20 protein-coding genes and 1 pseudogene are annotated in these 22,216 nt (G+C 57.0%); 16 read left to right on the forward strand and 5 right to left on the reverse strand.

Translation table 11 applies throughout. The annotated features are described in order from the left end of the window. From HC022_RS05725 to rplS, 8 genes and pseudogenes are all read left to right on the forward strand, one after another. On the forward strand, positions 1 to 497 hold a 497-nt coding region (locus tag HC022_RS05725), incomplete at its 5' end, for a metallophosphoesterase (RefSeq protein ID WP_254884953.1). Positions 498 to 560: 63 nt separating this feature from the next. After that, a complete protein-coding gene (locus tag HC022_RS05730) occupies positions 561 to 1,055 on the forward strand; it encodes a hypothetical protein (RefSeq protein WP_167451755.1) in 495 nt (164 codons plus the stop codon). A 193-nt stretch (positions 1,056 to 1,248) separates the two neighbouring features. After that, complete coding sequence (locus HC022_RS05735; protein ID WP_167451756.1) at positions 1,249 to 3,939, forward strand: DNA methyltransferase; 2,691 nt, start codon at positions 1,249 to 1,251, stop codon at positions 3,937 to 3,939. Between the two features lie 3 nt (positions 3,940 to 3,942). Further along, positions 3,943 to 6,018, forward strand: coding sequence for a DEAD/DEAH box helicase (locus HC022_RS05740; RefSeq protein ID WP_167451757.1), 2,076 nt, complete (start codon positions 3,943 to 3,945; stop codon positions 6,016 to 6,018). Further along, the gene (locus HC022_RS05745) at positions 6,018 to 7,235 is read left to right on the forward strand and encodes a GIY-YIG nuclease family protein (protein WP_167451758.1); all 1,218 of its coding nucleotides are present in this window, start codon (positions 6,018 to 6,020) and stop codon (positions 7,233 to 7,235) included. The genes HC022_RS05740 and HC022_RS05745 overlap by 1 nt, the downstream gene beginning before the upstream one ends. A gap of 717 nt (positions 7,236 to 7,952) precedes the next feature. Further along, positions 7,953 to 9,068: a CHAT domain-containing protein gene (locus HC022_RS05750; protein ID WP_167451759.1), complete on the forward strand. Its 1,116-nt coding sequence runs from the start codon at positions 7,953 to 7,955 to the stop codon at positions 9,066 to 9,068. Then, positions 9,065 to 9,388, forward strand: coding sequence for a hypothetical protein (locus HC022_RS05755; protein WP_167451760.1), 324 nt, complete (start codon positions 9,065 to 9,067; stop codon positions 9,386 to 9,388). The genes HC022_RS05750 and HC022_RS05755 overlap by 4 nt, the downstream gene beginning before the upstream one ends. Next, positions 9,385 to 9,744 (forward strand): annotated as a pseudogene (gene rplS, locus HC022_RS05760) (50S ribosomal protein L19); the annotation flags it as partial. The gene HC022_RS05755 and the pseudogene rplS, both read left to right, overlap by 4 nt. Positions 9,745 to 10,805: 1,061 nt before the next feature. Here rplS and HC022_RS05765 read toward each other — a convergent pair. Continuing rightward, a complete protein-coding gene (locus tag HC022_RS05765; RefSeq protein ID WP_167451761.1) occupies positions 10,806 to 11,333 on the reverse strand; it encodes a hypothetical protein in 528 nt (175 codons plus the stop codon). A gap of 239 nt (positions 11,334 to 11,572) precedes the next feature. On the opposite strand from HC022_RS05765, the gene HC022_RS05770 reads away from it, so the two are divergent. The 6 genes from HC022_RS05770 to HC022_RS05795 all read left to right on the forward strand — a co-directional run bounded on the left by HC022_RS05770 (position 11,573) and on the right by HC022_RS05795 (position 16,087). Continuing rightward, positions 11,573 to 11,752 carry a hypothetical protein gene (locus HC022_RS05770; protein ID WP_167451762.1) on the forward strand — a complete coding sequence of 60 codons (180 nt, stop codon included), beginning with the start codon at positions 11,573 to 11,575 and terminating at the stop codon, positions 11,750 to 11,752. A 291-nt stretch (positions 11,753 to 12,043) separates the two neighbouring features. Then, on the forward strand, positions 12,044 to 12,907 hold the full coding sequence (locus HC022_RS05775; RefSeq protein WP_175583471.1) for a hypothetical protein: 864 nt from the start codon (positions 12,044 to 12,046) through the stop codon (positions 12,905 to 12,907). 274 nt (positions 12,908 to 13,181) lie between these two features. Continuing rightward, the gene (locus tag HC022_RS05780) at positions 13,182 to 14,621 is read left to right on the forward strand and encodes a plasmid recombination protein (RefSeq protein WP_167451763.1); all 1,440 of its coding nucleotides are present in this window, start codon (positions 13,182 to 13,184) and stop codon (positions 14,619 to 14,621) included. Continuing rightward, a complete protein-coding gene (locus HC022_RS05785; protein ID WP_167451764.1) occupies positions 14,618 to 14,986 on the forward strand; it encodes a hypothetical protein in 369 nt (122 codons plus the stop codon). Before HC022_RS05780 ends, HC022_RS05785 begins: the two co-directional genes overlap by 4 nt. A 106-nt stretch (positions 14,987 to 15,092) precedes the next feature. After that, positions 15,093 to 15,581: a DUF6634 family protein gene (locus HC022_RS05790; protein WP_167451765.1), complete on the forward strand. Its 489-nt coding sequence runs from the start codon at positions 15,093 to 15,095 to the stop codon at positions 15,579 to 15,581. Positions 15,582 to 15,694: 113 nt separating this feature from the next. Continuing rightward, positions 15,695 to 16,087 carry a hypothetical protein gene (locus tag HC022_RS05795; protein WP_167451766.1) on the forward strand — a complete coding sequence of 131 codons (393 nt, stop codon included), beginning with the start codon at positions 15,695 to 15,697 and terminating at the stop codon, positions 16,085 to 16,087. A gap of 180 nt (positions 16,088 to 16,267) precedes the next feature. Here the strand turns inward: HC022_RS05795 and HC022_RS05800 are convergent, their stop codons facing one another. After that, positions 16,268 to 16,759, reverse strand: a complete 492-nt coding sequence (locus tag HC022_RS05800) for a hypothetical protein (protein ID WP_167451767.1) — start codon at positions 16,757 to 16,759, stop codon at positions 16,268 to 16,270. A 292-nt stretch (positions 16,760 to 17,051) separates the two neighbouring features. Between HC022_RS05800 and HC022_RS05805 the strand changes: the two genes are divergently transcribed. Then, entirely contained in the window at positions 17,052 to 17,354 is a 303-nt protein-coding gene (locus HC022_RS05805) for a DUF4156 domain-containing protein (RefSeq protein WP_167451768.1), read from the forward strand. A gap of 303 nt (positions 17,355 to 17,657) precedes the next feature. Here HC022_RS05805 and HC022_RS05810 read toward each other — a convergent pair whose 3' ends face one another. From HC022_RS05810 to HC022_RS05820, 3 genes are all read right to left on the reverse strand, one after another. Continuing rightward, positions 17,658 to 19,025: an FRG domain-containing protein gene (locus HC022_RS05810; protein WP_167451769.1), complete on the reverse strand. Its 1,368-nt coding sequence runs from the start codon at positions 19,023 to 19,025 to the stop codon at positions 17,658 to 17,660. 348 nt (positions 19,026 to 19,373) lie between these two features. Then, entirely contained in the window at positions 19,374 to 20,564 is a 1,191-nt protein-coding gene (locus HC022_RS05815; protein ID WP_167451770.1) for a hypothetical protein, read from the reverse strand. 539 nt (positions 20,565 to 21,103) lie between these two features. Then, entirely contained in the window at positions 21,104 to 21,739 is a 636-nt protein-coding gene (locus HC022_RS05820; RefSeq protein ID WP_167451771.1) for a helix-turn-helix domain-containing protein, read from the reverse strand. A gap of 122 nt (positions 21,740 to 21,861) precedes the next feature. On the opposite strand from HC022_RS05820, the gene HC022_RS05825 reads away from it, so the two are divergent. Then, positions 21,862 to 22,071, forward strand: a complete 210-nt coding sequence (locus tag HC022_RS05825) for a hypothetical protein (RefSeq protein WP_088652986.1) — start codon at positions 21,862 to 21,864, stop codon at positions 22,069 to 22,071. Positions 22,072 to 22,216: the final 145 nt, after the last annotated feature.

Genomic DNA, 22,216 nt, shown 5'->3' on the forward strand with positions numbered 1-22,216 from the left:
GACCGTTCCGCTCCGTGTCTGAGATGAACGCAACGATCATCGCGAATTTTCAGGCCTGCGTCGGCCACGACGACGACCTTTGGGTCCTCGGGGATTTCGCTTTTGGGCGCGCGGATGACACGGCACGGTTCGAGGGCTGGTTTCACAGCTTGCCGGGCCGAAAGCACCTTATCATCGGCAACCACGACGATGAGGCCGTAATCTCGCTGCCTTGGCACAGCGTCGAATACATGGCCGAGCTTCAGGACGAGGAGCAGGGTCTGGTGCTTTGTCATTACCCCATGATTACATGGAATGGAGCTCGTCGAGGCGCACTACAACTCTTCGGTCATGTGCATGATCAATGGCCGGGATCGCGGAACAGTGTAAATGTCGGTGTTGACCAGTGGGATTTCAGGCCTGTGCAAATTCAGGAAATTGCGCAGCGTGCCAAGCGTCTGTCTGTCAACAAGCACTGGGCCGACGTTGAGCATGAGAATGAGAATGAGCTCGAGTAGCGTTCGCGCTTAGGTATCACAAGCGGACGGGACGCTATCAACACTGCGGGAGGAGGAGACTCGGTGACCGAAAAAAGCGAACCAAAGCGCCGCGCAGTGAGGAGTATTTGCCCACGCTGCGGTGCCGAACCGGGCCAACCATGTCTTGGGAAGCGGGGACAGTCGCGCACAAGCTACCATAAGGAACGATTAGAACAGACAGCAGAGGCTGATCGTGTCGCTGAGCTTATGAATAATCTGGATATCCCCGAAATTGACGGGTTCGTAGTCTATGGAATCCATAATCCGGACACTGAAACGTTCGTCTACATAGGGCAGACAGGCCGTTTTCGGAAGCGTGTCAGGGATCATCTGCGAAGCGGCCTCAAGCCACATCGTTTTCCACCAGTGAAAAAATGGCTCTACGAGACTTTGGGCAGCGACCGCGTCCCTGTCTTTGAGGTTTTACAGCATTGCACTAGCGAACAGGCCTCGCTTGATGCAGAGACCGCTTTGATCAGGAAGCTGACCGCAGAAGGCGTGGTTCTTCTAAATAACTGGAAAATTCACCGAGAATAAATAGCGCTTCAGAAAACAGATCTCTATTACTTAGAGGACACGTAGCTTGGCTTCCTTCCCTCGGTAGGCATGTGAAAACATCTGTGCCAGGATCATTGGCCAGACACGACCCTCTCATCTGAATGCAGATACTTTCCAGTAGTTTCATGCAGAATCCTGCACTACCAATAGAGTAACGACGCCGAGGCCCTTGATGAACCCTACTGAAATTTATGACGCATTGGCGGAGATTGCCGCCGAACCGTTTGACGCCACCGAATTCCCCTTCGCCTTTGCCGCCGCCACCGATGGCGCCAAGGCGGCGATCTCCAAGCTGCGGAGCGGGGCGACCAACAAGTCCGACCTTCCCGGCGGTGTGCTGTTTGGCAAGAAGTTCCACTTCGCCCCCGCACAGGCGGGCATGACCGATGTCACGCTAGACCAGCTGCGCAGCTCGAAGAAGACCAAGACCTCGAAGCCCGCGATCCTGATCGCGACGGATGGCGAGATGATCTCGGCAGAGCATCCGGCCTCGGGCGATACGCTCCACTGCCGTTTCGCCGAGTTTGGCGACAATTTCGGCTTCTTCCTGCCCGCCGCGGGCAAGGAACGCTACCGCGCGGTCGAGGAAAACCCCGTCGACGTCAAGGCGACCGGCAAGCTGGCCCGCCTCTATGACGCGCTGACCAGGGCAAACCCCGACTGGGGCAGCGATGAGCGTCGGCACGAGATGAACCAGCTGATGATGCGGCTGATCTTCTGCATGTTCGCCGAAGACGTCGGCATCTTCCCCGACAACCAGTTCTCGCGCCTGCTGTTCACCCATGCGGGCGACAAGGGCGAGGAAGCGCGCGCAACCATCATCGCGGCCTTCCGGGCGATGAACCTGCCCAAGGAAAAGCGCGAGGGCCTGCCCGCCTGGACGGGCGAGCTGGAATACGTCAATGGCGGTCTCTTTGCAGGCACCATCGACGCGCCGCGCTTTGATGCCGTCGCCTTCCGCTATCTGCGCGAGGCCTGCGATCTGAATTGGCGCGAGATCAACCCCGACATCTTCGGTTCAATGATCCAGTCGGTCGCGGACCCCAAGCAGCGCTCGGAACTGGGGATGCACTACACCTCGGTGCCGAACATCATGAAGGTGATCGGGCCGCTGTTCCTCGATGACCTCGATGCCGAGATCCACAAGGCTTGGGACCGTGGCCGCGGACTGCAACAGGTGCTGGACCGGATGTCGCGCATCCGCGTGTTCGACCCGGCCTGCGGATCGGGGAACTTCCTTGTCGTGTCTTACCGCGAGCTGCGGGCGCGCGAGACGCGCATCCTGCGGCGGCTGGAAGAGCTGAACGGCCCCGGCTCGCTGGCCATGTTCTCGGCCATCCCGATCAGCCATTTCTACGGGATCGAGATCGCTGATTTCGCCGCCGAAACCGCCAAGCTGGCGCTGTTCATCGCCGAGTATCAGGCGAATGCCAGCTTTGCCGAGGTCTTTGGACGCCGCCCCGCCGCGCTGCCCCTGAAGGATGCGGCGCATATCCGCACCGGGAACTCCCTGCGCATTGACTGGGAGGAGGTCTGTCCGCCCCCCGGTGACGGCGAAGAGGTGTTCATCGCGGGCAATCCGCCGTTCTTGGGTTCGACCTTCCAGAGCAAGGAACAGAAGGCTGACCTTGCCCATGTATTCGGCGGGCATGTGAAGAGTTTTGCAGCCTTCGACTTCGTGGCGGCATGGTTTTTCAAGGCTTCCCGATACATCCGTGGGCGAACCGCGCGGGCGGCCTTGGTTTCCACGAACTCGATCTGTCAGGGATATTCGGTGGCCGCGCTATGGCCGCATGTGCTGGAAGACGATCTGGAAATCGGGTTCGCGCATAAGGACTTCAAATGGCGGAACAATGCTTCTTCCAACGCAACAGTCATGTGCTCTGTGATCGGCATCCGCAATCGAAGCAGAGAACCGAAACGGTTGTTTGCAGACGATATCGAAAGCGTAGCAGATAACATCAACGGATACTTGGTTAATGCCCCATCCGTCGCCGTCGAAGGGACGCGCACAGGAATGTTTGGCCTCGCTTCAATGGACTATGGAAACAAGCCAGTCGAGGGCGGCCACCTCATCCTGACTGAAGATGAGAAAGAGGAGATGGTGGAGCGCGAGCCGCGAGCATCAGCGTTTATCCGACCGTTCATGGGCTCTAACGAGGTCGTCAAAGGTTTCCGCCGCTATTGCCTTTGGATTACTCCCGAAACGGTCGCAGAAGCAGAGACAATTCCGGAAATTGCGGAACGTGAGGTCGAAGCATTCCGTTCGAAAAGCACTGACGCATATGTGCAAGAGAAGCTGCTTCCACTTTCGTATCGCTTCAAGCAAGTCTTCACTGCGGAAAGCCATTCCATCCTGGTGCCCAGCGTCACCTCCGAACGCAGGCCCTACCTTCCGGTGGAGCGGGTCGGCGCTGATGTGATCTCATCCAATCTCAATCAAGTGCTCTACGACGCCGCTGAATGGTGCATCGCGCTGATCGCCTCACGCCTGCACCTTGTGTGGATTGCCACCGTCTGCGGCAAGCTAGAAACCCGTTTCCGCTATTCGAACACAATGGGCTGGAACACCTTCCCGGTGCCGAAATTCACCGAGGATCAGCTGGAGGCGCTTTCAGCCTCGGCCCGCAAGATCCTGCGCACCCGCTATTCTCATTATCCCGCCACGATAGCCGAGCTCTATGACCCCGACAAGATGCCCGAAGATCTGCGCGCCGTGCATCGGGAAAACGACGAGCTTCTGGAAAGCATGTATATCGGCCGCCCCTTCCGCAATGACACCGAACGGCTGGAGAAGCTCTTCAAGCTCTATGCCGCCAAGGTGAAATCGCTGGAGGCCGCGCCACAGAAAAAGAGGGCCTGACACATGGTTCAGATGGTCAATGTCACTTATGGCACCTCCAAGGCGACGACGAACGCCCTTGGTCAGCGCCCGATGCAGGCCCGCACCTATGCCGCCCGCGCCGCGCAGTTCCTGCTGCTGAAGGCGCCGCCCGCAGCGGGCAAAAGCCGCGCGCTGATGTTCGTGGCGCTCGACAAGCTGCGCCATCAGGGGCTGGAGAAGGTGATCGTCTGCGTGCCCGAAACCTCGATCGGCGGGTCGTTCCGCTCGACCGATCTGACGAGCTATGGGTTCGAGGCGGATTGGGAAGTCGATGACCGCTGGAACCTCTGCCTGACCGGCGAGGATGCCGACAAGCAGAAGGTGCGCGCCTTCCAGACCTTCATGGACAGCGATGCCAAGGTATTGGTCTGCACCCATGCCACGTTCCGCTTCGGCTTTGACGAGGTGATCAAGACCAAGGGGATCGAGGCGTTTGACAGCTGCTTCATCGCCATCGACGAATTCCACCATGTCTCGGCCTCGGACAACAACCGGCTGGGGGTGATCCTGCGCAGCCTGATTACCCGCGCTGAGTGCCATGTGATGGCGATGACCGGCAGCTATTTCCGCGGCGATGCCGATCCGGTGCTGCGCCCCGAGGACGAAGACCGCTTCACCAAGATCACCTACAGCTATTACGAGCAGCTTGAGGGCTATGCCTGGCTCAAGGCGCTCGGGATCAATTACGAGTTCTACAAGGGCAATTACGTCAACGGGCTGCCGGGCGTGCTGAACGCCGATCAGAAGACGATCATCCACATCCCGCATCGGGGTTCATCTGAGGCGTTCGACGACAAGTTCAACGAAGTGGGCAAGATCCTCGACCTTCTGGGCACGCATAAAGGCCGCGATCCCGAAACGGGGTTTGATCTGGTGCGCAAGCCCGATGGCGGGGTTCTGAAGGTAGCGGACTTGGTGGATGACGGGCCGGGGCGTGATATCGTCAGGGCCGCGCTGTCGCGCGAGATCAAGGGGCCGGATGGCAAGCGCGATGACACGGCGGACCGGGCCAAGGTCGATATCATCATCGCGCTCGGGATGGCCAAGGAGGGCTTTGACTGGGTATGGTGTGAACATGCGCTGACGATCGGCTATCGGTCGTCCCTGACCGAGATCGTGCAGATCATCGGGCGCGCAACGCGTGATGCACCCGGCAAGCCGCGTGCGCTGTTCACGAACCTCGTGGCCGAACCGGGCGTGGAAACGGGCGTCGTGACCGATGCCGTGAACGATATGCTCAAGGCGATCTCCGGGTCGCTGCTGATGGAGCAGGTGCTGGCCCCGAACTTCAAGTTCTACCGCCGCGAAGATGGCGACGTGCGCGCGCCGATGGGGACCGATGACGAGGGCAATATCACCATCGGCATCAAGGGGCTGGTCGAGCCGCCCACCGACCGTTCGCGCGAGATCTGCGAGAAGGACATGAACGACCTGATGGCGACAGCCTATCAGGAGATGGACAGGCGCGTGCTGTCGCCAGATACCGCCCCCGAAGTCGCCACGCAGATGGTGCTGACCGATATCATCGAGAAGCGGTATGAGACGCTGGATGCCGAGGAAGCGGAATCCGTCCGTCAGCATCTCGCAGCGCATATGAACGTCCTGACTTTGGCACGGAAGGAAGCCGAACGTGGTTTCGCCGAGGGGCAGTCCCCCCTGAGTGGCACGCCCCCGAAGCCGAGCGGTGCCGACGATGACGGTGAGCCCGCCAGCGCCCCGAATACCTTGCTGGAGATGGTTCGGAAATTCATCAACGTCCGGGACATCGACATCGAGCTGATCGACAGCGTGAACACCTTCCAGGAGAGGTTCGAGGTCGCGTCGAAATCGCTGAACTCCGAGCTGCTGTCACATGTCCAGTCGGCAATGGTTGCCTTACGGGTGAATATGACCGGCGACGAGGCCAGGACGCTTTGGCCCCGCATCAAGGCATTCCGTGCCACTGAAGGGCGCGAGCCGAATGTCCATTCCGCCAATCCGCTTGAAAAGCGCATGGCAGAGGCACTTGCCTGGCTGAAGGCCGAAAAGGCCAAGCGCCTTCGTGAGGGGGCTCTGTGATGTCGCGCCCGAGCCTGGAAGACATTTTCGCGGAAGACGACGAATTCGGCTTGTTAGATGTCAAACCTCGCGCAGGACGCGGTGGTCCAGCGCAGGATCGTGGCGTCGCTGCCTTGCTCGAAGTCACGGTCTTCTATGAGCGGCATTCGCGTCTCCCCGACCCGGACGCAATGGATCACGACGAGATGCATCTTGGCGTGATTTGGGATGTGGTGAAGCAGGCTCCGACCGATCAGATGCGGGCTGTGGATCGGTTGGGCCTGCTGGGCGAAGATGCCGCCCCCACGCCGCGCGCATGGCAAGATGACCCTGTTGACGCAGATATCCCCGATAGCTTGGATGACATCTTCGCGGATGACGACCTTGATGTTGATGCCTCACTGGTCAGCCTCAAACACACCACGCCCTCCGCAGAAAGGCATGTTCCGGATCATCGCGCTGACTTCGTCCCCTGTCAGGATTTCGAGCAGTTCCGAGAGCGTTTTGAGGCCGTCCAGCGCGGCCTGGAGGTTGGAGAGCGGAAAGCAAACCCGGTACGGAAATGGTCGGTGATAGAGCCGATCGAAGGGGACTTCTTCATCAGGAATGGCTTACTGGCCATGATCGCTGAGAAGTCGGAGATGACCGCCCGTGGTGGCGCGCGCGACCACCGGCTCCGCGTCATCTTTTCGAACGGAACTGAGAGCGACCCGCTCATGTCGTCATTCCGTAAATCCCTGAATGAGGACAAGACGGCTCGCATGGTCCAGAAGGTTGGCCTCGGGCCGCTTGATCCTGAATGGGAGAGCGATCAGCTCGAACTCTCGGGAACGATCTATGTTGCCCGTTCCCGATCCGAAAACCCCGAGATCAAGGGGCAGCGCATGATCTTGCACAAGATCGGTGTCACCAGCCAAGACGTCGCCCGCCGCGTTGCTGACGCAAAAAACGATCCGACGTTCCTTCTGGCTCCGGTGGAGATTGTCGCGACATACAGCCTTCAGAACCTGTCGCGCAGCAAGGTCGAAAGCCTACTGCACCGCTTCTTTGCAGCCGCTCGTCCGGCCGAGCTCTTCGTCACCGATCGGTTTGGGAAAAAGGTGTTCCCGAAGGAATGGTTCTATGTCCTGCCCGAACATGTCGGCCAGGCGGCCAAGCTGATCGAAGACGGCACCTTGCATCGGTATCGGTATGATGTCGAAAATCAGAGTTTTGTATTGAAGATTGCATCAACCTGAGATGACCATAGTTAATTCTTTCAAAAATTCGAGCGCCTAACTCTCGGATGCGACCCCTCATGCAAAGCGAAGTCGATATGTTGGAAACGGATAAGACAGTCTATTCCCGCGCCGTGCTAAGCATTAGCTGAGGCGGGTGCGACACCGCCAATGATACTAGGAGGGCGGAGAGCCGACCTTCGCTGCGCATCGCATGAATGACAGTGATGCGCAGGAAGCGCCCTTTGCAAAGTCGAGGCAGCCGACGCCCAACTACAGCGCGACCGGCCCTTTGCAAAGTTGCGGTAGCACCGTCGGCCGGAGCGACTTGACCGGCCCGTACCGAACTTTGACGGCATTTGCTATGCCTCCATGCAGCAATTGCGCACCACCGTTCAAATTCTCGACTACTGGCACTCGCGACAAGGGCCGAGCAAGGTTCTCCGCCGCACACTTGCATACGAATGGAACGCGAGACACCATCAGGCAGTCATGGCTCGAGGTCACGCCTCATGCGTTGATCCAGTCACTCCATCACGCCTACCATTGAAAGCCGTGTTGCCATTTACGCGCAATCTCATCGGTGATCAAAAGCGACAGCAACCATGAAACACCGCTCCGCAAGCACCCGGCTGCGCCGAAGTAAAAAGTCATGCCTTCCGGTAGGTGCAAAGGTGAAACGCCCGCCACTTTACAACTCAACAAACAATGCTAACGTTAGGAAAATTTGGAGTTTGCATGCCCACTTTGCCAGACATTAGTATTGAGTTCAAAGATAATCCATCACCAGCCTTTGTCGTGTCATGGGGAGGTGAGGGCCGGTCTGAACTGTCACCGGTCACAAGATACGATGCTTTTGAGCAAGAAGCCGCTGATTTGTATCATTACATTGCGACTCATCTGGGCCAGGCAGCATTGTCTATGGAAGCTCTTCGATCCGATCCCATTGCGGAAAGTTGGATATCCATATCTAACAAGATTCTGGGATCCATACTCCACCCTTCAAGAAACACAATTCGAAGTGCGATTGAAGATGTTCTGCAATCGATTGAACGTCGACCGATTTATGCACAAATCGACGCGCGGCTAGCACACTTTCCGTGGGAACTTCTCCGCTTGCGAGATGATACGTTACTGGGCGACGAAATTGTCTTCTTTAGTGATTTTCAATCTGGATTTGATGGCCATTCATTTCACACCCAAGCGTCGCGCACCTCAAATGCCCGAATACTAATAAAAGCTATAGAGGAATCAGATATTCCCTATGCTGCTAATGAGAGGAGAAATTTGACGCTACTCGCCTCGAATGCTATGGAAGTTCAGTTTGCGCCTGAAATCGATGATATAGATGGTCGAAAAGATTTTTTCCAGTGGATTGGTGCAGCGGGGTATGATGGTCTGCATTTTTACTGTCACTGCCGCTATCCTCCAGAGAAATTTGAAGTTGAGATCGAGGTAAGCAATAATGCAACTCTCACACTTTGCGATCTCCGGGCAGACCTGATGCTTGACGGATCGGCGTTTGCCGTGCTCAACGTTTGTGAGGCTGGCCCTTCACCAGAAAACAGAGGGGGCAGTTTTGTCGAGTATCTTGCACTCGAGCAAGGCATAGGTGCAATTGTTGCCACTCTGGCGCCAGCGCGAGCTGACGATGCTGCACACTTCGCGAATGAATTCTACGTTTCATGGCTTGGTAGGGTTGGCTCGATTAAAACAGCGCGAATGGGTGAAGCGCTCTTTCGAGTCAGGCAAGAGCTCCTGAATGACAACCTCCTGACGGCACATTTGTACCGTATATTTGGGCAAGCGGATATTTATCTTGAGGATCTCGAGAGCAAGGAAAAGGCGGCATGACAATGGAAGAACAAAAAGGTTTTCCAATAATTGGGGCGGTTCCAAGCGCTGATCGCCCGAACGACGGAATGCTTCGAAGCCAGAAAAAAGAAATTGATGCCCCGCGCATATCTGAAGAGCGCTTGAAAAAGGATCTTGAGCGGCTTTCCAGTGTTGTCGCTTCAGAAGAACTTTTTAATGAGAAGCCTGGGGGTGTCAAATTGGAAGAGATCACTCTTCGAGTGGAAGTCTCTGCGTCAGGTGAATTGGGTTTTGTTGTTGCGAGCGGATCGGTCAACGCAGGAGCAAGCATAGAGCTCAAGTTTAAGAGATCCCAATGAACCTTATCGCTCAAATTGAAGCTGAGCAAATCGCTCAACTCGGAAAATCGATCCCAGACTTCAAAGCTGGTGATACACTCAGGATTGGTTACAAGGTTACTGAAGGTTCCAGAACTCGGGTGCAGAATTTTGAAGGAGTTTGCATTTCTCGGAAGAATGGGAAGGGCATCTCGGCATCTTTTACAGTTAGAAAAATATCGTTCGGTGAAGGTGTAGAGCGTGTATTTCCGCTCTACTCGACAAACATTGAGAACATAATTGTGGTGCGGCGTGGTCGCGTTCGCAGAGCCAAACTGTATTATCTTCGGGGTCGCCGGGGCAAGTCGGCACGTATCGCAGAGGACACAAATTATCGCGAATTGACACTCACGGGAGGGATGGCGCCCTCCTCCCCTTCGTATGACGCAAGGTTCGGTCTCTCCGCCAATACTCCGCCGAAGCATTCCGTGCATCTTGCGCCAAATTATACCGATATTGAGCAATCTGAGGGTTTGATCGAAACCGATTTTTCTGTTAGAGTCAGGCAAATAAACACCGCTTTGCGAAAGTTGAGGCTTATGGGGCAGTCAGCGACGCTCAAGCAGAAAGTCGAAAGCGTAAACGCTCTATCGAATTCCTTGCCAAGCGCTGATGAGTATGCTGTCAATGAAGTGCGCTTTCGATCAAAGCTTATTGAAGCGCTATCCAAAATTCTTCCGCTTACAGTTTCCCGAGATGTCGAGCTGAAGGACCGCTCAATAACAACTATAGCGCGTATTGGTGACTGCTTTACAGCGACATACAATAATCGCACCTCAGACCCCATTTACGCAGCACTCTCTATGATCGGCACTGACAGGGTTTTCATTTTAGAGATGCAAAAGCAGGGAGAGAATACAGGTTCGCTAAGTGTATCACTTCAGAGACTGTCTACCGTTCTTAATTGTCAGAAATTAGACAATTGCGAGAAGAAAATAAGTAACATTCGATTGTTCCGGGAGGACACTGAAAGTCTCTCTGTTGAAGGCGTGTTCAACTTCAATGTTCTAAATTCTGATCCGTTCGAATGCGAGACGTTCTCTCTCTCGAGCGGGCCTGGTGTGACGTTCGCGCTAAGATTGGAGAACCGCCTTGCGGAACGGTTCTCTTTGGAAGAATGCTTCCGAAGAGCTTATGTGTTTTAGCCAATTCACGAACGCCTGTGCCTCTGAGTAAGAGCTTTTTTGAACTTTGGTTAACTCGCGTGCCGCCGTTATTTGTGACCGGCGCAGCGAACTGCGGCTTTCCGCCCGGCCTGTCTATGCTCTGCGTCATGCTGCGCCCGGCACGAATGTCTTGGAAGGGCTGTGACCGGCCATCAGCTACACCTCGGTCGAAGGTCGGCTTCGGGCCGAGACTGCGTGAAAAAGCGGTGCGGACGTCGGGGCCGTGTTGAATGTTAGCCCGCCTTGGTCAGCAAATACACTGTCTCTCGTTCATCGTTCAGGTAGGATCCTCGACACTTGAAGCCGAGATCAGGCAGCGCTGCCGTCCGATACCCTTCTCGTTTTGTGGTGGCAAAAACGCCATCGCCACCTATGGGTAGGGACATCAGCTCTTCCATCAGAAGTGATGAGAGGCGGCGTCCTCGATTAGCTTTCGATACCGCCACATAGCCAAGTTCCGTTTGATACTCATTTTCTGGAACCTCTACTCCCACATTTTCACGGAGCCTTTTTCTGTACGTGGCTTCCGGAGATTTTAGGGCCGCCACGCCTGCAATCTCTTTGGCCCAACGCGCGACGATGAGAAGATGTGCTCTTCTGACACGATTTTCGATTTGCTGGACAGTCCCTTTGACTGCTCCGCATGAGTGAATAAGGTCTGCTACTTCTGCCGCTTCGTCGTCAGATAGTTCTGCTCCACTCCGAAGTATGACCGTGTAAGGCACGTCGGCTGCGCGCACAGTCTTGGGAAAGCCATTCATGTTATCGTCACCTGCGCCGGAAAATTACCCCGACAACCTGCCTCCATTGCAGGTATTCAGCAAACGAATTCTCCGCTACTTGGCGACATCCCCCTATGCCATGCGATAGTGCCGCAGGTCCGCACGCCTGATGGACTTCGCCGCTAGATCACAGCCTGAACATGCGAAGCGAGATGTGGGAAGGTCTGCATAGCCGCAGGTTCCGATTGGAAAATGCTGCACGATGCACGAGTGGCCGCTTGACCAAGCTGCAATGCAGCATGGGAGCAGTGCGCCGATGTCCGGTAAGGGCCGAGATTGACCTCGAGATTGTTCGTGGATCACCATGGAAGGCCTACGAAACTCTTGAAGTAGCTGGCTGCAATGTGATCGCTGAAAAAAAAGCAAAAGCGCCAATCGATCTGTCGAAAGGCGCCTAACTTTTGTCGGAAACGACAAACTTACTGTCGTTCGTCAATGATGTTCAGTGGTGAGCCGTGCAGGAGTCTGCGCGTTGTTGCAAATCAAGGGGTGACGCTGGCGAACGCCCAGAACAGCCCCTTTGATTTCATTGACGAAATTCAGGGCCTGACGAACCGTCCGGAAGCCCCCGGAGCCCCAAACAAAATTGCCGGGGGAGCTGGCACTCCACCCGACAACAAAGAAAGTCTTTCGACACCATCAGCCTACGCCCCCTCCGCCACTGGCGCAAGCCTCACGGAGGACCGGCCATGAGCTACGTCGTAGAGGCCCATTGCCATGAACGCCGTTTCGGCAGTGCCGTCCGCAAGCAGATCATCATGTTTCTGGCCAACAAGGCCAGCGACGACGGCTCGGGCATCTGGTGCTCCAAGGGGTTCGTCCAGCGCCACACGGAGCTGAGCGAGACCAGCGTCAAGCGGACCATCTCGGAGTTTCTCCGCGAGGGCATCCTGGTCCAGACCGGACAGCAACGGCCCTGCAAGAACGGCTTCACCGTCGTCTACCGGATCGACATGAATGTCGTGGCGCGTTTGGAGCTGATTGGCGCCCCGGCAAGGCCCCCCGCACAGACGGGGTCCCCAGAGGACGGGGTGCGTCCTGACCCCGGTACCGGGTCCCCTGAGGACGGGGTACGGGGTCCTCAGGGGACCCCAAACAATCCTAAAACAACCCCTAAACCTCCTACGCGCGCGCAGGAGCCGGGGGAGGAGGATCTGGGCAAGATCTGGGATGCCTATCCCGAGGATCGGCGACGGGACCGGCCGACCTCGCTCAGGCTGGCCCGGGATGCGCTGTCCGAGGTGACGGCGGCCGAACTGCTGGCGGCGGTGAAGGCCTACACCCTGCATTCGGCCGGGCACACCCGATCGAAGGTCAGCTTCTCGGACAACTGGTTCAGGCTGGGGAAATGGCGGTCCTTCGTCGAGGCGGCCAGGGCCGAGGCGCACAGGCCGCAAGAGATCGCCGAGAGGCTGCTCAGCGACGCCGCCGACGCCATCCGCGAGCGGAAGGACTGGATGTACCGGCACCTGCCGGAGGACAGGGTTTACCAGGCGGTGCAGCGCGGGCTGATCACGCGGGAAGAGGCCCAGGCAGCGGGGTTCCTGCGATGACCAGACCCGGCATGATCCCGGCCCCCGGCTGGCCAACGAACGCCGCGCCGGTGCAGCCCGCGCTCCCGGGACACCCCGCAAAAGCCTGCCGACGCGCCACCCCCATGGCTGGCGGAGAGGGGCTTTTGCAGCCGCCTCGGGCGGCTTCGATCCGGGACGGATCGGCGGCGCAGCCGCGTGGCAGGGTGCAGGGGCGCAGCGCCTTGCCCGACGTGTTGCTTGCCAACACAGTAGTCGGTCCATATTGCGTTTCCCGGGGAACAGAGGTCGCAGCATGAGCGGCCCCCAGTTCTTCCACCTCCAGAGCTTTTCGCGCAAGGCCAACCCCGCCGGCCAATCGGTCGAGCAGGTGCTGGCCGAAGCGGCCCGTGTCCCTCGGTTTTCCACCCACGTCCCCGCCCCTCGCCCGCCTCGCATCGTCGCGGGTCTGCACCCGGCGCGGATCAAGGAGCGCCATGACGCGATGGTGGAGGCCGGGCGGATTTCCGTGACGCTGGCCGACGGCTCGACGAAGGAGCGCGGCATTCGCAAGGATCGTCACACGCTGCTGACCTGCGTGGCCTCGCATCCGCTCCTGTCCAGCCAGGTCGAGGCGGACGCGGAAGCCCGGCGGAAATACGAAACCTGGGTCGAGTACAACCTCGCCCATTTCCAGCGGATGTTTGGCGACAAGCTGATGGGCGTGGTCGAGCACCTCGACGAAGAGCACCCGCATCTCCACGCCTTCGTCCTGCCGACAGATGATCCCACCTGTTCCGCCCGCGACCTGAACCCCGCCTGGGGCGCGAAGACCGAAGCCGAAGCCGCCGCCCGCAAGGCCGGTCATGACGCCAAGGCCGCGGTGAAGATCGGGAACAAGGCCTACAAGGCCCGGGCGCGGGAGCTTCAGGACGAGTACCACCGCGAGGTCGGCATCGCCGCCGCCCTGACCCGGCTGGGTCCGAAGCGGGAAAGGCTGTCCCGGGCGGAGTGGCGCGCGCGCAAGGCGGCTGCGGAGCAGGATGCGCTGCTGCTGAGGGAAATGGAGGATCGCGTCTCGGCGCTGGCCATCCACGAGGAAGAACTCTCGGCCACGGAGGAGGAGATCACGGCCCGTCTGGCGGAGCAGCTGGAACAGGCCGCCCTATTGGATGCCGAGGCAGAGGCGAAACGACAGAGCGCCTCGACCGAAAGCGACGCACTGCTCGAGGCGGCCCGCCGCGATCGGGAGGCGGCGGTGGCCAGGCTGGCCACCGCGGAGGCGGAGGCAAGAAGGCTGGAAAACCGTGCCCGAAAGAAGGCCGAGGAAGATACCGCGGTGGCCGACGCCTACCTCCTCGACGCCAAGCGAAAGGCCCGGCAGGTGCGGCTCGACGCCGAACGCAAGATGGAAGAGGTCCGGTCCCAGGCCGATGCCTTCCGCCGGGACGGGGTGCGCGAGGCCTTCGAGCTGGCCCGCAAGCTGATGATCGGCGTGTTGACCGGAGAAATCGCGCCAGCGCCAACGGGGGAAGGCTGGACCATCCACGATGAACGCCTGAAGCGTCGGGTCGGCGAGCTGGATGTCGCGAGCTCCCTGGATCGTATCCTCCAGATCGTCTCCCGCTGCTGGGAACTGATCAAGCGCCACCTGAAACCGGCTGCGGCCGAGGCTGAATTGAGCGACCTGGTGGAGGATCAGCCCCCGGTCGGGCGCGATCCGCTACATCAGTCCGAGAGAGGGATCGAACCATGACCCGAGAGCTGGACGCCCGGATCGAGGAGCTTCGGGCCAGGCGAAACAACACGATCCGGAAGACGGAGGCAGAGCTGGCGGAGATGCAGGCTGAGCTCGAGCGGCAGATGACGGCCTTCCGCAAGGAGGTGGCGGCTGAGGCAAATCGGATCGGCGGCCTCATGCAGGTTACCGGCCGAAGGGTTGTTGCGGCGGAAAAGCGGCAAGCGAAGCTCGAGGCAGACCTCGCCATCCTGGGCAAGGAGAGCGGCCGCCTTCTGCGAAAACTTAGACGTCTTGGTCTGGGCGTATTGCTGGGAAATGTCCTGCTGGGCGGCGCCTTCATATCCCTGGCGCTCTGGGGGCCACCGTTTTGGCCCTATTGATCACCTCGGCGTTGACGGGATCAATCATGATCGGTTGGTCCAGATCACGAAGCGATGCACTATTCAAAGGCACGACCGGCTGCCATCGGACAAGGAGGCCTGAAGAATGCGATACATGAGCTGTGAGGATTTGTTGGCCGCTATCGAGCAGGCCGAGGCCGGGCCGAGCTCAGGTGACATCGATGGCGCCCCGATGATCGTCAACTGGTTCCTTGTGTGGCGTGACGGTGATGCCATCCGGGCCGATGGCGATGTAAGCGGCCATCCCGAGATTTCAGACCCATGGGTGACGACGTCCCCTGTGCTGGGCTTCCAGTACGATTTCGACCTTGAGGCAGGCTGGTTGCGGACAATGTCGCGCTGGTATCGCCTTGGTCGGCTTAGGGCGGTGCCGGTTGCGTCACCCGATCCGCAGGCAAAGCGGAGAGAAGCTCTTGATGCCGCGCAGGATCTGCTCACGCGACATCGGGAGGCTTGGCGCGACCAAATCGTGTCGGGCGGACGCCCAGTGGCAACTGATCTGCCAGAGACGAATACGGCGGGGGTCGAGGGGCCGAACGCGCCGCTCGGTCCGGTCACAGGCCTCTTCATCTAGCGGGAGTCGGTCGTGCCCGGAAACATTCGAAAGATCATGGGAAACGCCACCTCGAACTAGAGGCGGCCCCTGTTCTACCTGTGTGGAAGAAGTGCGAACCTGGAGAGACGCTTATGTCAGAGGTAGGTGGCAAATACCTTTTCGGAGCTTGGCTGAGCGCCACCGAAATCGCCAATCTCGCGATCTGCGCCGACGTGTCAGAGCGGGGCGAAGCATGGACCGCGGACGCGAAGGACGCCGTCTATAAGCTGCTCAAGCCCACGATATCACCGCACATTAGCTCGCGATCCCGCGGCGGTGCCGGGCCGACGAGAAGCCTCGACCAAGCCTATCAGCTCCTCCTGCTCGACCTGTCCACACACGGAATGGACGCACCCGAAGCCGTCATGCGGAAGCTCCTTACGATTTGGGCGCTTGAAACGTTTGGTCGTAGCACGGAGCTATCGGGGTTCGATGATGGGCAAGTTCTCAACGCCGCGCTCGAGGAACTTGGATTGTCATCCTAGCTGCACCCCGAAACTGGCTAGGTTGGGCTCGTACTGGTCATTCGGCGGCGTAGCGGCCAGGACCAGCCTTCATGGCGGGCGACATGGCATTCGGCCCTAACCGGTCATCCATGACCACGGCCGGTTCCGCATCTCCGCTTCACAAAAGCGGCCATTACTTGGGATGGCCGGAGGCTGGTATCACTCTTCTATGCGATATCTCTTCCTGAATTCGTGGAGCACCATTTCGAGGGTCGCCTCAAAAGCGCTCTCATCAAACATCATCGTCTTCTTTGCTTCGTGAAGGTACCGCCAGTCGATAAATGCATCCTTATGCTGGGTGAGAATGTCACGAATACCGTAGTCGACGAAGAAAGGGCTAGGGTGAAGTGGGCTCACAGATCGCCTAAACTCCTTATCAAGATTTTTCTGGCTCTCTGGCAGCAAGGCATCGAACAGCTTTGTTAAGTCGTGAGATTTGTGTACATTTGGATTGTCGTGATCGAAAACAAACCATGCCTTGAGCGCCAACTCCATGGATAGAGCCAGTAGCATGGGATCCACGCCGATATGTTCGCGATCTGTCCAGTCTTCAATCTCCCCAAGGCGTTGATCTGGAAAGTTTTTCGTCTTCCGCAGAATCGCCGTTGCGGCATCGCCAATACGTATGGCGGTCGATAACCGAGCGCTCATATCTTTTCCTCTTGCTTGCATGCACGCAGATTGGAGGTCAAGCGGTTGTCATGCAAGGCGACAATCTGCAAGGTTCCGTGACGGCCCTTTGCTGACCTTGGCCCCTCTTCACATTGCCGCACTGCAGAACGTCAAACCCGACTTTCGCTATCAGATATGCGGCGCATCGGAGACGCCACGTTCAGCGACCAATGGCGCCGCCCAAGTGGAGCATTTCAACGACAAGACTTATGGTTGCCGAACCTAGGCTTGTGCTGCAAAGTCGCATAAAGGAACTTTTTGGACATCAGTGATGAAGACTTTCTATTCGATGATTACTGCCGTGGCTTTCCTATCCGCCTGCAGCACAGAGCTCACGAACCAAGCTGTCTCGGTTCGGCAAATCTCACTGGCAGGCGCGGAAAATTGCAGTTTCCTTGGTCCGGTGTCTGGGTCAGAGTTTTTCGGCCTTACTGTTGCTGGGGATGCGCAAAGCGCTCTTAATAAAGTTCGAAACTCGGTGGCGGAAATCGGCGGGAATGCCTTTGTCTTGACGCAGACCGTTTCTGATGCAGATGGTACTGTCAGTCATGCGGATGCGTACTCATGCAAATAGGTTTGCTTCGGGTGTAGAACGGCCCTGAGCCGACATCCAGCTTCCAACCCAGGTGCTGCGGTCGCAGCCTGCTTTCCGGATATTCGACGCGGGTGCAAAATCTGGGCTGTATTGACGCTCACTCCGCGGACCGGCCACCGCTCCCGTTCCCAAAGGTAAAGGCAGCAGTCAGCCAACTTCAGAAATTCCAAAATGGTTTTTCCTGCGTGGAAGCTGCCTGCCAACGTCCTGTCGCTAATGATCAGGCGAATATCGAAGCTTCTACTTATTGAGGTCGGTTGAAATCTGTCGCCTCGCAAACGTTCAAGGAGTGCTTTGCGCCCGCATGTATCGCGCCTTCAGATGCTCTGCGGTCTGATCAATACTGGGATAGACAGTTGTTGCATTGATGTTGAGAGCATCAAGCTGATCGAGGATGCCTTGCTTATTGGTAACCGTGATGCGTGATATTTCCAATCCGTCTTGGCCTGAGTCGGGTAGCATCGCGCCATGACCGTACAGGAGAAATGCGCCCGATTGGGGTTTTATACGGGTGTTGGTGTGTTTGGCTTTCACGCACACGATCGAGCCTAGATGATCTGGGTCTATTCGAGGTTCGAAGAACCCTTTCTCGGACTTAATGTGATGTAACAGCTTGCCCGCGACCTCGCTTTCGTTGAAAGAATGGATATTCAGTGCGAGGTCTATTTCATTCTTTTGCTCATAGCTGAGGTTAGATAGATTCGAAAGGCAACTTACTGTATCGGAATCATAATATTTAACCTTCGCCTCAGGCACCCTAAAAATGATCACTTCACCCGGAACATTCATTAATTCTTGCTTGCCATAGCAAGCGAAAAATAGAGCGATCAAGGGATTGCCTGAGATGTCGAGTAGTCGCGTGGGCAGACCGAAATGTTGCATGCGGACTAGGCGGTCAAAGCAATATTGATCGCTCTGAAACTCTTCGTAATGAGCGATGAGCAGCTCTTTACTGAGACGATCTTCGCTCGACAAGAATTGCCAACTGCCGTCTGGCCACTTCCGCATTACAGAAGGTGTCAACGCGAAGTTCGCGTCCTCGTGTCCACGATAGAAGATTTCTGCTTCATCCCTCGAAGGCAACCCCTGCAGGGCCGCGAGAAATCCCTCCACATCGCTGACAGCGGCAATGATGTTCTTCTTGCGCTCCGGCGGCGGCGCGGTTGGGGCAACCTGTTCGCCACCCAAGAATTCTTCTACCTCGGGCGCAGATTCCGGTTTGCGTTCGGCTAGAGCCTGGAGGATCGGTCCTGCCTCGCCTTCTCGCACCGCCCAGTGTGTGCGGTAGAGTTGGAATCCGTCCGCTCGAAAGGCCTCAGTTGCATCATCGACACTAGCGAAAGTAACCTCGCCGAACTCGATGATCGGTTCGAACCCTGCCAGTACCTCCTTGCGATTGGCTTGGATATTCGCGAGCCGACCGAAGCGCACCAGCATCGTTGCACCGCCGTCTGCCCGCCAAACTTCGCTGCACAAGAATGTTGGTAATGTCATAAGGAAGGCGAGCGCTTCGTCACCAAGGCCCTCCAACCCATTCGCGAGTTCCGTTGGCGTGTACTCGAACATGCGACCGCGGCTCATACCGACTTGTGTCACCCCATTGACGTAGTCGACGTTACCAAACGAGATGTAATTGAAGTTATCGGCCATTTCTCCGCCTTCTCCTGTGGCTGACCGGCGTTACAATCCACCGGTTTGCACGACCCTGTGTCCTGAGGTCCATTGCCCGAGCCTATCACTGTCTTGCTCGTCAGCTCCTACGCCCGCTACCCTGCGTTTAGCTGATTTTTGTGCCTGACCCGTCATCAGTCAAGTTGAGCTCTTAGCTGCCGTCGGACACCGCGGAACATCTGCACGGTCCTGTATCCGGCTGGCGACATGGTCGGCCCTTTCCGGCCAATCATGAAAGACGCCAACGCCGCAGCGCAGCTTCCCGAAAGCTGAGGTTGCGACGAAAAGGTTTCATTATGTTACCTCTTTAGTGGACTGATATAAACGTCAGGTCCACTTCCTCCCATTCAAAAACGCTCCGCCATTTGGGTATCTCGGGTTCTTCTTTAATAACTCTTCAACCTCAAGAGAGATAGCAGCCTTCGCGTCATCTGACAGGTTTCGGAAGCGATCTGCCAGAGTGGCAAGGACAGTACGAACATCATCTTCAGACAATGTGCTATTTAACGCTTGTTCAATGAGATTTTCGTCCACAGTTCTGGATAGAATAGTGGTTGGGCGTTTGAAAATTGCACCCATATCTGTAACGGATTTTGATAGGTGCTTATATCTGGAGCGTTCATGTCGATATGTGTCAAAAGCCCGCTTTGAATCCCGAAGTTTCTTGTCGGCCATTTTTCGGTGGAATCGTACTATCCGATTAACGTTTCGCAGGACAACATTTGTTGTCGCGATAACGTCCAGGTCCTTCTGCTTTTGGATATATAGACGAGCATTAGTGGTCCAATCAAAACCGCCATACAATAACGCGTTAGAGTTCAAGAGAAGCTTCACCGTGCGTTCATCGCCCCAAGAGATAGTCACGGAGGGTTCCACTAGATGATAATGGAGAATAAAATTCCTTAACCCCTTAGCAAAGTCGTGTTCTCCGGATTCTTCACCAATAAGCCGTCCAATTGCACGCCGATAAGCCTGACTCTCCTTCAGACCGCAATAGTCCCTTATTCGATAACACACCTCAATATACGAAGCGTACAGGGCAGAGAATGTGAGGAGATTTGATGTAGCCTTAGACTGTTCGCGTACGTAAGCTGATGTGTCGCGGTCATGAAGCTCCATTGCCGCAGCCATACCAGCCATCGCAGTATTCAAACCAATACAAGATTCTCGCATGGCTGCATGCACGCGCTCGAGATTATTTAGAGCATTATCAACTTTGGAGTAAGGAGAGAAACGCAGCGCGAATTCCCATGCCTCGTCACTGAGGAGAGAAGTATAAAATGTGAAACCCTCGGTTTCCCCGACGCCGTTTTCTGCCATGTATTGCGCAACAGCAAAAGCCCGCCCCAACTCTGCAAGCTGCCCGTCCCCTCCATGCCAATTGAATATTTGGTTAGGAGGGAAATGTTTAGCTATTTCAAAGTCATGCAGCGTTAAACCGTTAGACACAGTCGGCAGCACATCGCGAAGATTGAAGCGGTGCCTAGTTAGAAACAGTGCGAAGTTGGGCTTTAACAAAAATATACCACCCCATTGAAAGTGCTCAACTACAAAACCTACACATAACCCCGCTTTGCCTTCTGTATATGAAGCTCAAACCGAGCTTCTTTGGCGGTCTTCTTCTCAGGCGAACCAGTCGGTTCGACAGCGACCGCCGCCGCCAATCCGTCCCCATTCCCATTCCCATTCCCAGATCAAACCCCAATCGCCGAGGAGGCCAAGCACGATCTCCATTCGGCAATACCGGTATTGATTGGCCTGCGGCTCGACCTTTGTCAGGTGCATGCCGCCTAAACCCATTTATGGCAAAATCTCTGATCCGCCAAGCGACAATGAATGTCAGCTTTGATTGATTGACCCTAGGCTGTTCGTTCATGCAGCGAACGACCGCTATCCGCCCTTCGTGTCGTCCAGGCGGGTGCCGTCATGCTGCGGCTCGCTCGAGTGACCGCACAAGGCTGACAGTGACCGTAGGCCAAGCCAGGAACAATGCGCATTGGAAGCCGAGCAAATCCTCCTCATTTGCTAGGCAGCTTTAGAAGCGCGGCGCCCGTAGCTTAACGCGGCCATCTACGCCCCTCCCGTCCCTCATCGACGTGCTTCTGCCAAGCCGCCTCGTCACGCTCATACTGTTCGAACTGACTATCCTCATAGGCTTCTGGGTCCGGCGGCGCGGGGATGTTTTCAGGATGGAACTTGTACACCATCTCGCTTGCGACCACCTCATCGACCAGACGCTTGTCGATCGCGAGCCCGCGCTCCTGCGCATAGCCGATCGTTTCATTGATGATCTTCTCCTGCCTCGAAAGGGGAATCCCCTTGTAGTCGGTCAGGAGAACGCGAAGCATCCAGATCGTCGTGGACACGACCCGCTCGTACCCCTCGCTTGACGGGCGGCCGGTCAGGATCTCGTTCAGATCAACCCCGGTGTACATGTTGAGGCGGACGAGCGCCTCGGTCGGGATCGATCGCTTCCCGCTTTCATAGGCGTAGTAGCTCCGTGGCGTGATATCCATCATCTCCGCCATCTCGGTCTTGGTGAAGCCGCGCTTCTTCCTGAAGCGTTCGAGGTTGGCGTGGGGCTCCACCGCGAGCGCGGCTGCCAAGGCCTCTTCCTGACTTTGGGCTTCCTCCTCTTCCTCGAAAGCACGGGCATACTCGTCCGGGTCGAGCGGGGTGAATTTGAACGCCATTGTCACGGCCTCGCAGGATAGGAACAATCGTTCCGGCAATTGTGCCGGAAAAAAGAAAGCCTGTGAAGCCGTGCATTTGGCTGGTAGCATCAGCCCGACAGCGTACGAAACCGGAGGCACCGATGTCGGAACTCTTGATGGAAGGGAAAACCCCGGAGAACTGGGCGAAGCAGTTGCTCGAGCACGGTGTGCGGGTGTCGCCGCGCCTCATCCGCACGAGGGCGCGCGAGACCGGCAACTACTACCAGCTTGGCAACCTGATGCTCCTGTCTCCGGAGCAGATCGAGGCACTGCTGATGCCGGGGCGGCCCCAGGCTGACCAGAGAGCCTGAGGGGGCGAAGATGGCGGCAGAGAAGGCACGCATCACGCAATCCGAGTTGACCCGATACCTGAAGGCGTATCGGGATGCCGGGATCCCCATCGGACGTTCAGAGATCAGCCGCGACGGCACGGTCGTCATCTACACGGCCACGCCG

The organism is Salipiger sp. HF18, from assembly GCF_011806505.1.
Classification (GTDB): Bacteria; Pseudomonadota; Alphaproteobacteria; order Rhodobacterales; family Rhodobacteraceae; genus Salipiger; species Salipiger thiooxidans.

Excerpts from the sequence above, each read along its gene's own strand:
- HC022_RS05755 (WP_167451760.1), top strand. The coding sequence starts at position 9,065 with ATGACAATGGAAGAACAAAAAGGTTTTCCAATAATTGGGGCGGTTCCA.
- HC022_RS05745 (WP_167451758.1), top strand. The coding sequence starts at position 6,018 with ATGTCGCGCCCGAGCCTGGAAGACATTTTCGCGGAAGACGACGAATTC.
- HC022_RS05795 (WP_167451766.1), top strand. The coding sequence starts at position 15,695 with ATGTCAGAGGTAGGTGGCAAATACCTTTTCGGAGCTTGGCTGAGCGCC.
- HC022_RS05810 (WP_167451769.1), bottom strand. The coding sequence starts at position 19,025 with ATGGCCGATAACTTCAATTACATCTCGTTTGGTAACGTCGACTACGTC.
- HC022_RS05825 (WP_088652986.1), top strand. The coding sequence starts at position 21,862 with ATGTCGGAACTCTTGATGGAAGGGAAAACCCCGGAGAACTGGGCGAAG.
- HC022_RS05820 (WP_167451771.1), bottom strand. The coding sequence starts at position 21,739 with ATGGCGTTCAAATTCACCCCGCTCGACCCGGACGAGTATGCCCGTGCT.
- HC022_RS05800 (WP_167451767.1), bottom strand. The coding sequence starts at position 16,759 with ATGAGCGCTCGGTTATCGACCGCCATACGTATTGGCGATGCCGCAACG.
- HC022_RS05735 (WP_167451756.1), top strand. The coding sequence starts at position 1,249 with ATGAACCCTACTGAAATTTATGACGCATTGGCGGAGATTGCCGCCGAA.
- HC022_RS05790 (WP_167451765.1), top strand. The coding sequence starts at position 15,093 with ATGCGATACATGAGCTGTGAGGATTTGTTGGCCGCTATCGAGCAGGCC.
- HC022_RS05780 (WP_167451763.1), top strand. The coding sequence starts at position 13,182 with ATGAGCGGCCCCCAGTTCTTCCACCTCCAGAGCTTTTCGCGCAAGGCC.
- HC022_RS05805 (WP_167451768.1), top strand. The coding sequence starts at position 17,052 with ATGAAGACTTTCTATTCGATGATTACTGCCGTGGCTTTCCTATCCGCC.
- HC022_RS05765 (WP_167451761.1), bottom strand. The coding sequence starts at position 11,333 with ATGAATGGCTTTCCCAAGACTGTGCGCGCAGCCGACGTGCCTTACACG.
- HC022_RS05775 (WP_175583471.1), top strand. The coding sequence starts at position 12,044 with ATGAGCTACGTCGTAGAGGCCCATTGCCATGAACGCCGTTTCGGCAGT.
- HC022_RS05740 (WP_167451757.1), top strand. The coding sequence starts at position 3,943 with ATGGTTCAGATGGTCAATGTCACTTATGGCACCTCCAAGGCGACGACG.
- HC022_RS05785 (WP_167451764.1), top strand. The coding sequence starts at position 14,618 with ATGACCCGAGAGCTGGACGCCCGGATCGAGGAGCTTCGGGCCAGGCGA.
- HC022_RS05750 (WP_167451759.1), top strand. The coding sequence starts at position 7,953 with ATGCCCACTTTGCCAGACATTAGTATTGAGTTCAAAGATAATCCATCA.